Source organism: Pontimicrobium sp. MEBiC01747 (assembly GCF_053601635.1).
In genome coordinates, this window is sequence record NZ_JBSHNS010000358.1 from 1 (window position 1) to 11,973 (window position 11,973).

Consider the following 11,973-nt stretch of genomic DNA (forward strand, 5'->3'; position numbering starts at 1 on the left):
GATAAGGGGGTTTATTTAATTTCTACTACAGATACTCCATTAATAAAAAAAGAAAATCAAGTAGATGGAAAAATTATTAACAATCAAAATTTTAAAACGGACTTAGTTAGCATAAGTAAAACATTTAGTAAAAATAAAGCAGAGTTTAAAATTCCTTTAATACCTCCTAAAGGAAATAAAATAAATACAAAAATAAAAATTGAGAAAGAAGTCAGTCTTGATTTTAGTATTGAATATCATAAAGATAATTTACTAATTAAAATTAATAAAATAAGTTTAAATAATATTAATCCTGATCAATTAAAGTTAGAACTCTAATGGTTTTTCCTAATCTTATCAAGTTCTTTCAACCTCTTATCCATCACAACCTTTTGTTGCTTCTCTAATTTATCCTTTTCAAGCATATTATCAATCATAATCTCCACCACCTGCTTGTTATACGCCTCCATGTTTTCAATCATTTCTAATTTCTGTGCAATCGAACGGTCTTTAATCTCCGTAGATTGAAACAACTCAAGAATACTAATCTCCAAAGCTGAAGCAATTTTAACCATAGTGCCAAGACCAGGTGTAGTTCCACCACGCTCTAATCGGGAATAGGTAGGAACCAACATATCCGCACGCTCCGCCACGTCCTTTTGACTCATACCTTTCTCCTTACGTATACGTTTAATGTTTGCGAGTAATAGTGCTTGTGTTGCTTCCATGTGGTCGTTATTTATCTTCAAAATTAGGCTAAATAATTATAAACAGCAAAAAACACAAGTTTTATTTATTTTAATTAACATTATTGTTTATATTTGAATTATATTTTTGTGTTATTTGATGTTTAATAAAAGCAACTCCGAATATGAATCAATTTAATACCACCAACCCCAACCATTTTACCTATACCACCGATAGCATATCGGTGCATATTTTAGGTGGATTACAAGCACACGGACTCGACCGCATGCGAGTAACCTTGAAAGTTCATACTAATATAGACCAATATAATGCGGTACGAAACAACATTGATTTGTATAACGCTAATGCGGTAGAAAAATTTATACGCAAATTAGCTGAACAATTAGAAATGGGAACATCGATAATACGCCGAACATTATAGGAACTGATTAATACCCTAGAAAAGTACCGCATTGAATTACTTGATACGATTGAAGAAGACGAAGCAGAAGAATACCTCATTTCAAAAAAGGAACGCAGGCAAGCAATGGATCTTTTGAAATCGAAAAACCTGCTGAACAAAACAAACAAACTCATCGGTGCAAGCGGTGTTATCGGAGAAGAAGATAACCGACTCCTTATGTACTTAATCTTTACCTCACGCAAAACCGATAATCCGCTACATTGTATTTCCTTTGGTTCTAGTGGCGCCGGAAAAACACACCTGCAATCAAAAGTAGCAGAACTCATACCCGAAGAAGATAAAATAGAAATAACCGTACTCTCGGCAAATGCCTTTTACTATTTCAAACGAAAAGCCCTGCAACATAAACTGGTGTTGATAGAGGATTTAGACGGAGCGGAAGATGTCTTGTATCCACTTCGAGAATTACAAACTAAAAAGCGTATTACTAAATCAGTCGTACAAAAAGGTATCGGTGGGGAAGCTAAAACCAAAAACCTAATAGTTGAGGGTTCCGTATCGGTTGCAGGTTGCACTACCCAAGAAAGTATTTATGAGGATAACTCTAACCGTTCCTTTCTGATATACATTGACGAAAGCGAAGCCCAAGATGAACGTATCATGAACTACCAACGTAAAGCTTCCGCAGGGAAGATAAACAGCATGGATGAAATAGAGGCACGAAACATATTATGTAATGTCCAGCGATTACTGAAATCTATCCGCATTATTAATCCCTACGCTGAACATTTAACGCTACCGAAAACCGTTTTTAAACCAAGGCGTAGTAATTCACATTACCTGCAATTTATCGAAGCTATTACCTTTTACCATCAACATCAACGTGAACAGAAATTTGATGAAGTCACAGGAGAAGCCTACATCGAAACCACGCTTGCAGACATTAAATACGCTAACAAATTAATTACTCCGGTGCTCCTCCGAAAGTCCGATAGTTTAAACGGAGCAACCCGTAAATATTTAGAGCGACTGAAAACTTATCTCGAAACAAAAAACGATACGCTGTTTAGTAATCGAGAAATTAGAAAGGAACTGCGAATAGCAGAAAGTACCTTACGTAGATACCACAGTTTGCTTTTGCAAGAAGGCTACATTACCAAACGAACCGATATCACATCGGATTCTTTTAGTTATGAATTAGTAGATGTAAGCGAATATAAAGACCTAGAGAACTGTATTAATGAGGCGCTTTCTGAATGTTTGGATAATTTAAACATCGCCACCTCGCCACAGGTTCGCCACTAGCATAATGGCGAGGGTAAGTATTTGATAATAAAAGGAATAAATCAAGGTCGCCACGAAAACGAAAAAGATAAAAACTATGAAAAAATTAAACCTTAAAGATGAGACCTTTATCACGCTCCTTGCATCATATAAGGAGTGGCTTGAAATATTGGGCTATGCTAAAACCACCGTATATAACTTACCCAATCATTTAAAAGAATTCTTTTACTACCTCGAGCGAAACGGACATACAGGAATAGAGGGTATCACCACCCAAATTGTTAAAGACTATTACCATCAATTATCTCGCAGGGGAAATGAGAGACGAGGTGGTGGACTCTCCAAAGCCTTTCTCAACAAACATCAACAAGCTTTAAAGAAATTCATGGATTATCTTAAGGAACATAAGGTACAACTAACATTCGGTGTTCACTTAAAAGGGGAAAGAACCAATCAGCAAAAGGACATAGATATTCTAACCCAACAAGAGATTAAACAACTTTTTGAAGCTTGCGATTACACCCACATGAATCCTCATTTTCAAATGCGAGACAAAGCAATTCTTGTTTTACTCTATAGTTGTGGCTTACGTAGAAACGAGGCCGTGCATATTGATGTATCAGATGTGCTTTTTGAAAAAGGACGAATCTATGTCCGCAGGGGCAAGAACTACAAAGAACGCTTTGTACCGATTAACAAATACAACTTACAGATCCTCGAAGATTACATCTACGAAGCACGTCCCGAGTTCATCACTCGCTATCAAACCGATGCACTTTTACTTTCAAGCCGAGGGAAGCGTGCTTCAGACTTAACGATTGCAAACCGATTAGCAACAATAATAGAATCAACCGAAGATGAAACCATCCAAGCAAAACATATTACCATGCACAGCTTACGTCATAGTATTGCAACCCATTTAATGCAAAACAAGGTGCCGATGAAATCCATTAGTACCTTTCTAGGTCATGCTTCACTAGAAAGCACTCAACTCTACACTCATATTGTAAAGCGACTAGAACATGAAAACATTTAAAGAGTATTTGTTCCAAAACAACTACGCAAAAACCACCATACAAACCTACACTCGCTATGCCAACCATTTTATAGCGTGGTGCGAACGTAATAATCATGACCTGGGGAGTATTGATTACAAAGCCTGTATGCAATATGTAAAGAAGTTACAGAAACCAAGCAAAGGAAAAATAAAATCAAAAGCTACGATCAACTCCGACGTTGGAGCTATAAAAGTCTTCTTCAACTATCTCATTGATGAAGATCTTCGCTATACCAACCCCATGGAAAATATTAATATTCGAGGGATAAAGAGAAGTCTCAATCATAATCTATTGGATTACAACGAACTTGAGGACTTGTATTATAGCTTTCAAACGGAGCATATTGAATTGCCGTGTCTTCCCGAAATAGCCATACGTAACAAAGTGATTGTTGGATTAATCGTGTATCAAGGATTAAACACCACTGCACTGGGAAGCCTAAAAGTAGAACACATAGATATGAACAAGGGAACGATTTATGTTCCTTCTACACGTAATACCAATAGCAGAACTTTGGAGCTAAAATCGCTTCAAATTATGCCCCTGATTCGCTATCTAGAAAAGGACAGGGAAACCATCCAAAACAATATTAACTGCCACACAACCACCTTATTTCCGCTTAACTCCGATAGATTTGAACAAGTGACGCGACAAGTGTTTAAAAAACTAAAACGAATTAATCATAAAGTAAAAGATATTAAGCAAGTACGTGCTTCGGTGATTACCTACTGGCTATCTCATTTCAATATTAGGGAAGTACAGTACATGGCAGGGCATCGTTATATATCTTCTACCGAGCGGTATGTGCAAGATGATTTGGAAAGTTTACAGGAGATTATCGAGAGTTTGCATCCTATTTCATAGTTTTATTTGTGATTTTTTGCTTATTTTATAGCTGAAAAATCGAGGTTATCTCGGTAAAATATTGCACATTTGTAAGTCAGTAAAAGCTATTTTAATATGAGTTTAAAATCTAAAGAATATGTTAGTGGGTTATCTCAATTAGAGATGATTGATGCTAATAATGATTCTATTGGATTAATTCATGTTTTAGAACTTAAAAGGGAAGGAATAAACTACTATCAAAGATTAGCTCTTGAAAAAGCTAAAAAAGTAGGAGCCGATGCTGTTTATTTTAGGAATTTTCCTGAATCAACTAGACCTTCCAAGCCTCAACTATATATCTTTGATTTCACTAAAGAAGAAAAAGACATTGTAGAGATTCATAAAAATGTTTGGAGTAGTTCTGAAGTACGCCTTTATCTTATCATTACAAAATCCCAAATTAAGTTATTCAATTCATCAAAACCTGTAAAACATAATAAAAAAGGTGAGTTAAAAATATCTCCATTTGAAACATTAAAAATAACAGGAGATGCAATAAAGAAATATAAACAATATTCTGCTAAAAAATTTGATAATGGTTCTTTCTGGGAAGAAACCAAATTTGATTTTGGATATAGCGAAACTGCATATGAGAAACTTATTTCTGAATTAAAAAATACAAGGAGTCAGTTTCTTGATGTTATTAAATTAGACAAGGTTATAGCGAGTAAATTACTTGTATTAGGAATCTTAGTAAAATATTTGGAAGAGAGGGTTGATGTTGATGAAGAGGGAAATGAAACTCGAGTTTTTACTTCAGATTTTTTCAATCAAGAAAAGTTTGGGCATTCCAAAAGTTTTACAGAAACAATTAGAAAAGGAAATGGGTATGCTCTAAATTTATTTGAATATTTGAGTAATCATTTCAATGGAAAAATATTTTATTTATCTGATGAACATAAGGGGCAGATAAAGGATAAAGATTTATCTCCTCTAGCAGATTTCTTATCTGGAATGTTAGATGGTAATCAATTTGTTTTTTGGAGATTGTATTCATTTAATCACCTTCCTATTGAGTTAATTAGTAGTATTTACGAAATGTTTTTGGAAGCAGATAAGGATAGCGGTGTGGCATATACCCCTTCCTATTTGGTTAGCTTTATGATTGATGAATGTATGCCTATTAATGAACCTAAAAAAGATTACAAGATACTTGATCCTGCATGTGGTTCAGGAATATTTTTAGTTTCTGCATATAAACGTATTATTGATTGGTGGAGAATTTCAGTTTACGAGAAAACAGGAGAATGGGTTGTGCCAGGGAAAGAACATCTGAATCAATTAAAAAAGTTATTAAAAGAAAGTATATACGGAATTGATATAGAGGCAGAAGCTGTGGATTTAGCTATTTTTAGTTTAAGTTTAACTCTGTGTGATATTTTATCCCCAAAAGTTATTTGGGAAAATTTACGCTTCGATGATTTAAGCAGTAATGTGATTGGTGCTGACTTTTATGATTGGTATCCAAAAAATGTTTCAGAAAAATTTGACTTGGTAATTGGAAACCCACCATTTATAGAATATAGATCAAAGAATACTAAAGTTACTAACTTTATATCTAGTCTAAAATTAAAAGAAGAAATTCCTAAATTTCAAAGTTCATTACTTTTTACAATACTTGGAATGAACCTTATTAAAGGAAGTGGCGGATTATTAGCTTTTATTTTGCCATCTGGACCTTTGCTATATAATAACTCGCCCAAGCCTATAAAGTTTAGAAAGTGGTTGTTTAAAGAATATAATATTCCGCAAATAATTGATTTTACATATTTAAGTAATGTTCTTTTTAAAAATAAAGGAAATGAAAAAAACGTTGCGGTTTCTGCCTTTTTTCTTGAGAATAAAAAACCTGATAAAAACCCTATACATCATATAACAGTAAAGAAACTAAAAACTGCAAAAGAACGTCAATATTTTGAAATAGACCATTATGATTTTCATGAAGTAAATAAGATTGATGCAGTTAACAACCCTTTTGTTTGGAAAGCGAACCTATTAGGAGGTGGACGTTTATTACCTTTTATAAAAAAATTAATGGAACATCCTACTTTAGGAGATTATTTAAAAAAGAAAAAAGAAAAATTTAATTGGTCGTTTGGTGTAGGCTTTAAAAATGGAAAGAAGTACGATAAAGAAAATATTGTACTAAACAAGTCTACTGTTCCTACTGATAAGTTTGGAGAACATGGTATTAAGAGTACTGATATCATCCATAGATTTGAGCAAGAAACTTTTGAAGCAACTAGAAAAAAAGAAAATTATACCCCACCTTTATTATTAATAAAATTGAGTATTGGTAAAAAAACAATACCTCTATATTACTCAGATACATATCTTACATACAAAACTGAAGTTTTTGGTATTCATTGCCCAAAGAAAGACAAAGAGTTATTAATTAATTTAAAAGACAGATTGTATAATAACCAACTTTATAGATTCTATTTATTAACAACAAGTGCTAGAGCTGGAGTTACAAAATCGACATCTCCAGTTTATAAACAAGACATTTTAAATCTACCATTTCCTGAAAATGAAAAAGAAATAGAATTAACTGAATTTGATAAGATTCTTATTAATGATACTTTAAATTACAATCTGAATTTTCTTGGAAGAGATACTGATGTTAAAGCATTAGAAATAACTCAAGACAATGAACTAAGTAGTTTTGGAACAACCTTCTGCAAGGTGTTAAATTCATTGTTTGAAACAAATACTAAAAAGTATTTTCAAGAGGACGTATATCGAACAGACTCTTTTATTTGCGCTGTTTTTAAATATGGGAAGGAAAATGAAAACCCTATGGTTAGAAAGACTAATGAAGAAATTGAAAATCATATAGCTGAATTAGTTTATAACGAAATGGGGACTAGTTATAGAATTAATAGGGTTGTAAAAATTTATGAAAGAGATTATATTTATCTGTTAAAACCAAAAGAGTTAAGGTATTGGTTGCAGTCAGTAGCTCTAAGAGATGCAGATGAAACGATAGTTGATTTATATAAAGCTGGATATTAGTATGCTGAAGGATAATAATAAGTCTATTTCTAACATCCCTAACCCTTCTATTAAGAAGGGCTCAATAACAAAAAAACTTACTGAATTCATTGAGGAAACATTATTAGTTTTTCAAAAACAGTTTAAAGGAGAAATTGACACCTCTGAAGAAGTATTAAATGAACATTTGGGTAAAACACTGAACTACTTGTCAAAACCATTGCCATTTATTTTCCAACAAGAAGCAATTCAGAAACAGAAAAAAGGACAGAATAGAAAAGTAGATATTGGTGTTTTTAAACACTATGCAGAAACAAAACCATTTTTTACTATTGAGGCAAAAAGGTTGACAACATCATTATCAAAGAATAGAGAAAAAGAATATGTTACTGGTAATGACCCTATAAAACTATCAGGAGGAATCGAAAGATTTAAACATAATATGCATGGGACTGATTTAAATAAAAGTGCATTAATCGCCTATGTTCAAAAAGAAAATTCCAATCATTGGTTTAATAAAATTAACAACTGGATTAATCAACTAATTAATAATGAAATCGAGTCAATATTAAATTGGACCTCAAATGATTTACTTACAAATACCTGTGGATTTAAAGATGTAAGGTTAGCTAAATTTGTATCAATAAGTGAAAAGACGAATAGAAGAAAAATTAGTCTTAACCATTATTTTGTGAATTTGAAGACGTAAGGAATTATATTAATGGGTTGCCTAAAACTACATATCAAACCACTACCTAATTTGAGAGTAATACACTCAAAAAAAGAGCAAAAGCCTTCAAAAAAGACGGGTAATTACTATCCTTGTGGATTGAAGCACTAAGTATTTTTTAAATAAAAGTGGATTGTTATTTTTATGATTTTCTAATCTTATTTAATTCTGTTAATCTTTTATTCATTTTAATATAGTGCTCTTTTTCTAATGTATCTTTTTCAAAAACCGTATCCATCATAATACTTACAACATTTTTATTATAATCAGATAAACTTTCAATCAATGCAATTTTTTGATTTAAAGTTTTATTTGAAATTTCTCTATCTTGAAATAATTCGACAAAAGATATTTCTAAAGCTTTGGCTATTTTTTCTGCTGTATCTATAGAGGGAGTTACTTTCATATTCTCTATTCTGTTATAGGTAGAAGCTAACATACCGCTTTTCTCAGCAACTTCTTGTTGGCTAAGTTTTTTTACTTTTCTAAAATATCTTATGTTTTCAATAAATAATTTTTGAATTAGACTCATTTTAATTGAATTTAATCAAAATTAAGGAAAATATATTTAATTGTCAAATAAAGCATTTTTAACTTGTTTTTATGTGTTATATATCATATTTTAGATGTAATTATGCTATATAAGTCAAATAATATAAAATCTAAACAATTCAATAAAGATAGTGCATCAAAAATAAGGGCTAAGCTACTTTTTTTCGCAATGATTGAATATGAAAGATATTTAATGAAGTCTAATGAATGCAAAATGCAATAATATATACTCGAGTATCTTCAGATGATCAGGCCAATAAGGGCTTTAGTTTACCTCATCAAAAGCAGGTTTTAGAATTTTATTGCAATCACAAAAACATCCAAATATTACGACATTTTAGAGAGGGTTTCTCTGCTAAAAATTTTGATAGGCCTATTTTTAATCAACTTAGAGAGTATGTTAAAGCTAATCGTAAAACTATAGACGGAATATTGTTTACCCGTTGGGATAGATTCGGTCGAAATGTAGAGGAGGCATATAAAGAAATTAGACAGTTTAGGAATATAGGTATAGAAGTGAACGCAATAGAGCAGCCGCTAGACTTATCACAGCCAGATTCTAAAATTATGCTTTCAGTTTACTTAGTAATTTCAGAAGTAGAAAACGATAAGATAAGTCTTCGCACTAAACAAGGCTTGCGTAGAGCTATGAAAGAGGGCTGTTTTGTTGGTTTAGCGCCAGTTGGCTATGTAAATCATAGAAACGAAGAAGGAAAATCTACATTAGCTCCAAATGAAGAAATAGCACCACTTATACGAGGTGCCTTTTTGGATTATTCAAAAGGTGTTCTTTCATCTGAAGAAGTGAGAAGAAAATACTACAAGAGAGGTTTAAAGATTACTAAGCAAAGTATGCTTAATACACTTAAAAATCCTGTATACTGTGGGGAAATTTTAATAAAAGAGTGGAAGAAAGAGGATGAGATGATTGTTGAAGGATTACATCCAGCAATTATAGATGAAGAGACCTATAATGCCGTACAGAAAATATTTAAAGGTAAAAATAATACGAAAATCCATAAGTTTTCTGAAATAGATGAGAGATTGCCCCTTCGTGGATATTTGGCATGTCGTAAATGTGGTAGATCTTTAACAGGAAGTGCTTCTAAAGGAAGAAATGGAAAGCGTCATTTCTATTATCATTGTCAGCCTAAATGTAAGGAGAGGTTTAGAGCAGATGATGCTAATGGCTTATTTGAATTGCTTCTTCAAGAGTTTGTAATAAAAGAAGATGTAAAGAAGTTGTATAAAGAAATTTTAATAGAAACATTCAGTGGAGAAAAACAATCTAGAAAAACTAGATTGAGGCAAATTAAAATAGAGCTTGATAAATTAGATAAAAGAGTAGAATCGGTAGAAGATAAATTTTTCGATAACCTCATTGATGTTTCAACTTATAATTCTGTTAAAAATAAAACCAAGCAAAAAATAAATGATCTTAATGCAGAGGTAGAGAGTTTGAAAGGCTTAAATAATGATATAGAGGAGTATCTAAAATTAGGGATTTCATTACTTAATGGAATAGATAAACTTTATGTCTCCTCTCCAGCGAATATCAAAAAAAAGATTGTTGGTTCGATATTTCCTGAAAAATTGGTATTTATGAAAAATAAGTATCGAACCGCTAATTTGAATTCGTTAATGTCTGTAATTATTAGTAAACATAAGCGTTTCAAGTTATTGGAAATAAAAAATCCCACCATTTCTGGTGGGAAGTCTAAGAAAGCTCCTCTTCTTGGGCTCGAACCAAGGACCCTCTGATTAACAGTCAGATGCTCTAACCAACTGAGCTAAAGAGGAGTGTTTTTCGCTGTTGCGAGTGCAAATATAAAAGCTTTTTTCAATTGTACAATAGAAAAATTAATTTTTTTTCTAAGAACTTTACTTTTATTTAAAAGCGAATTGAAAATGAGCTTTTTATCCTGTAATCCATTTAAAAATATCATTACCATTAGCAAACAGTACAAGCCCCATTAAAAGAATAAAACCTACCATTTGTGCATATTCCATAAACTTGTCACCAGGTTTTCTCCCAGAAATCATTTCATAAAGTAAAAACATAACATGTCCGCCATCTAAAGCAGGAATAGGTAATAAATTAAGAACTCCTAACATAATTGATAAAAAGGCAGTAATATTCCAAAAAGCTTGCCAGCTCCATGTGTCTGGAAAGATGTCAAAAATAGCCTTAAAACCACCAACACCTTTATAAGCACCAGTACTTGGTGTGAAAATTAATTTTAATTGTGCAAAATACGATGTTATCTGTCCAGTAAACTTTCTGTAACCAACACCAAAACTTTCTCCAAAAGAGTACTCTTTGGTTATAATATTGTAATAACCTAATTCAGCAAAACGTTTAGGGTGCGATGCTGCAATGATTCCAAATTTTCCGTCATTATCAATTTTTAGTTGTCGAGAAATAGTTTTGTTGCCTCTTAAAATAGAAGCAGTAACAGTTTCTCCTTTTAAGTTTGTAGCGAGACTTTTTACTTCATCATAATACTTTAGCTCATTTCCATTAATAGCAGTAATAATATCTTTAGGTTGTAAATCTACATTTTTGTTTGCAGAAGAGTCCGCTATAGAACCAACCATAAAAGGAATTCGTAATTGAAATAAGCTCCTGTCTTTGCTATTAGAGAGTTGACCTAAAAAATCTTCTGGAAAACTAACTGTTTTTTCTTCTCCGTTTCTAGAAACAGTAACCGTTTCGGCTCCAATAATATTTTCTCTTATATCTGAATTATTTATAATTTGAGTATCATTTATTTTTAGAACCTTATCACCTGTTTGTAAACCTAAATCTGTAAGTAATTTATTCTCTATCCAATAACCATCCTTAATACTAGAAACAGAAATATCAGAGTCTCCATAAGCAAAAGAAGCTAAAATGTATATAATTAAAGCCAATACAAAGTTTACAAAAACACCACCAAGCATAATAATTAAACGCTGCCAAGCTGGTTTAGAGCGAAATTCCCAGGGTTGTGGGGGCTTAGCCATTTGCTCTTTATCCATGCTTTCATCTATCATTCCGGCAATTTTAACATAACCACCTAAAGGTAACCAACCAATACCGTAAACAGTTTCACCTATTTTCTTTTTAAATAGAGAGTACTTTACATCAAAAAACAAGTAAAACTTTTCTACTCTAGTTTTAAAAAGTCTAGCAGGAATAAAGTGTCCTAACTCGTGTAGTATAATTAATAGGGAAAGGCTAAGTAAAAATTGACTTATTTTTATTACGAACTCCATGTATTATTGTATTCTAAAATTTTTCAAGAGCCAAAAGTAAGTATTTAGATTAAGTATAAAAAGCTATTAACGTATTGCTTTGTATTTTAATAGTAATTTATGAAAGAAATTAATATGCTGTG

General features: G+C 32.0%; 11 protein-coding genes and 1 tRNA gene. 8 read left to right on the forward strand and 4 right to left on the reverse strand.

The genetic code is table 11. The features are described from left to right. Positions 1-318, forward strand: a 318-nt coding sequence (locus ACVC2P_RS11500; protein ID WP_452598614.1) for a hypothetical protein, incomplete at its 5' end; no start/stop codon positions are given. On the opposite strand, the gene ACVC2P_RS11505 is transcribed toward ACVC2P_RS11500, so the two are convergent. Beyond that, a complete protein-coding gene (locus tag ACVC2P_RS11505) occupies positions 315-707 on the reverse strand; it encodes a helix-turn-helix domain-containing protein (protein WP_452598615.1) in 393 nt (130 codons plus the stop codon). The two genes, ACVC2P_RS11500 and ACVC2P_RS11505, sit on opposite strands and share 4 nt — an antisense overlap. A gap of 143 nt (positions 708-850) precedes the next feature. Between ACVC2P_RS11505 and ACVC2P_RS11510 the strand changes: the two genes are divergently transcribed. The 6 genes from ACVC2P_RS11510 (at position 851) to ACVC2P_RS11535 (ending at position 8,020) form a co-directional block, all read left to right on the forward strand. After that, entirely contained in the window at positions 851-1,108 is a 258-nt protein-coding gene (locus tag ACVC2P_RS11510) for a hypothetical protein (protein ID WP_452598616.1), read from the forward strand. A gap of 105 nt (positions 1,109-1,213) precedes the next feature. Next, on the forward strand, positions 1,214-2,395 hold the full coding sequence (locus ACVC2P_RS11515; protein WP_452598617.1) for a hypothetical protein: 1,182 nt from the start codon (positions 1,214-1,216) through the stop codon (positions 2,393-2,395). Positions 2,396-2,471: 76 nt separating this feature from the next. After that, a complete protein-coding gene (locus ACVC2P_RS11520) occupies positions 2,472-3,410 on the forward strand; it encodes a tyrosine-type recombinase/integrase (RefSeq protein WP_452598618.1) in 939 nt (312 codons plus the stop codon). Further along, positions 3,397-4,296: a tyrosine-type recombinase/integrase gene (locus ACVC2P_RS11525; RefSeq protein ID WP_452598619.1), complete on the forward strand. Its 900-nt coding sequence runs from the start codon at positions 3,397-3,399 to the stop codon at positions 4,294-4,296. Before ACVC2P_RS11520 ends, ACVC2P_RS11525 begins: the two co-directional genes overlap by 14 nt. A gap of 96 nt (positions 4,297-4,392) precedes the next feature. Beyond that, positions 4,393-7,332: an HsdM family class I SAM-dependent methyltransferase gene (locus ACVC2P_RS11530; RefSeq protein WP_452598620.1), complete on the forward strand. Its 2,940-nt coding sequence runs from the start codon at positions 4,393-4,395 to the stop codon at positions 7,330-7,332. A 1-nt stretch (position 7,333) separates the two neighbouring features. Next, a complete protein-coding gene (locus ACVC2P_RS11535; RefSeq protein WP_452598621.1) occupies positions 7,334-8,020 on the forward strand; it encodes a hypothetical protein in 687 nt (228 codons plus the stop codon). 163 nt (positions 8,021-8,183) lie between these two features. On the opposite strand, the gene ACVC2P_RS11540 is transcribed toward ACVC2P_RS11535, so the two are convergent. Continuing rightward, on the reverse strand, positions 8,184-8,573 hold the full coding sequence (locus tag ACVC2P_RS11540; protein WP_452598622.1) for a helix-turn-helix domain-containing protein: 390 nt from the start codon (positions 8,571-8,573) through the stop codon (positions 8,184-8,186). A gap of 227 nt (positions 8,574-8,800) precedes the next feature. Between ACVC2P_RS11540 and ACVC2P_RS11545 the strand changes: the two genes are divergently transcribed. After that, positions 8,801-10,354, forward strand: coding sequence for a recombinase family protein (locus tag ACVC2P_RS11545; RefSeq protein WP_452598623.1), 1,554 nt, complete (start codon positions 8,801-8,803; stop codon positions 10,352-10,354). Here ACVC2P_RS11545 and ACVC2P_RS11550 read toward each other — a convergent pair. Together ACVC2P_RS11550 and rseP are read right to left on the reverse strand one after the other, a co-directional pair. After that, positions 10,320-10,393 (reverse strand) — tRNA-Asn (locus ACVC2P_RS11550). The genes ACVC2P_RS11545 and ACVC2P_RS11550 overlap by 35 nt on opposite strands. 117 nt (positions 10,394-10,510) lie before the next feature. Beyond that, the gene (gene rseP, locus ACVC2P_RS11555; RefSeq protein WP_452598624.1) at positions 10,511-11,851 is read right to left on the reverse strand and encodes an RIP metalloprotease RseP; all 1,341 of its coding nucleotides are present in this window, start codon (positions 11,849-11,851) and stop codon (positions 10,511-10,513) included. Positions 11,852-11,973 lie beyond the last annotated feature (122 nt).

Excerpts from the sequence above, each read along its gene's own strand:
- ACVC2P_RS11505 (WP_452598615.1), bottom strand. The coding sequence starts at position 707 with ATGGAAGCAACACAAGCACTATTACTCGCAAACATTAAACGTATACGT.
- ACVC2P_RS11510 (WP_452598616.1), top strand. The coding sequence starts at position 851 with ATGAATCAATTTAATACCACCAACCCCAACCATTTTACCTATACCACC.
- ACVC2P_RS11515 (WP_452598617.1), top strand. The coding sequence starts at position 1,214 with ATGGATCTTTTGAAATCGAAAAACCTGCTGAACAAAACAAACAAACTC.
- ACVC2P_RS11520 (WP_452598618.1), top strand. The coding sequence starts at position 2,472 with ATGAAAAAATTAAACCTTAAAGATGAGACCTTTATCACGCTCCTTGCA.
- ACVC2P_RS11525 (WP_452598619.1), top strand. The coding sequence starts at position 3,397 with ATGAAAACATTTAAAGAGTATTTGTTCCAAAACAACTACGCAAAAACC.
- ACVC2P_RS11530 (WP_452598620.1), top strand. The coding sequence starts at position 4,393 with ATGAGTTTAAAATCTAAAGAATATGTTAGTGGGTTATCTCAATTAGAG.
- ACVC2P_RS11535 (WP_452598621.1), top strand. The coding sequence starts at position 7,334 with ATGCTGAAGGATAATAATAAGTCTATTTCTAACATCCCTAACCCTTCT.
- ACVC2P_RS11540 (WP_452598622.1), bottom strand. The coding sequence starts at position 8,573 with ATGAGTCTAATTCAAAAATTATTTATTGAAAACATAAGATATTTTAGA.
- ACVC2P_RS11545 (WP_452598623.1), top strand. The coding sequence starts at position 8,801 with ATGCAAAATGCAATAATATATACTCGAGTATCTTCAGATGATCAGGCC.
- rseP (WP_452598624.1), bottom strand. The coding sequence starts at position 11,851 with ATGGAGTTCGTAATAAAAATAAGTCAATTTTTACTTAGCCTTTCCCTA.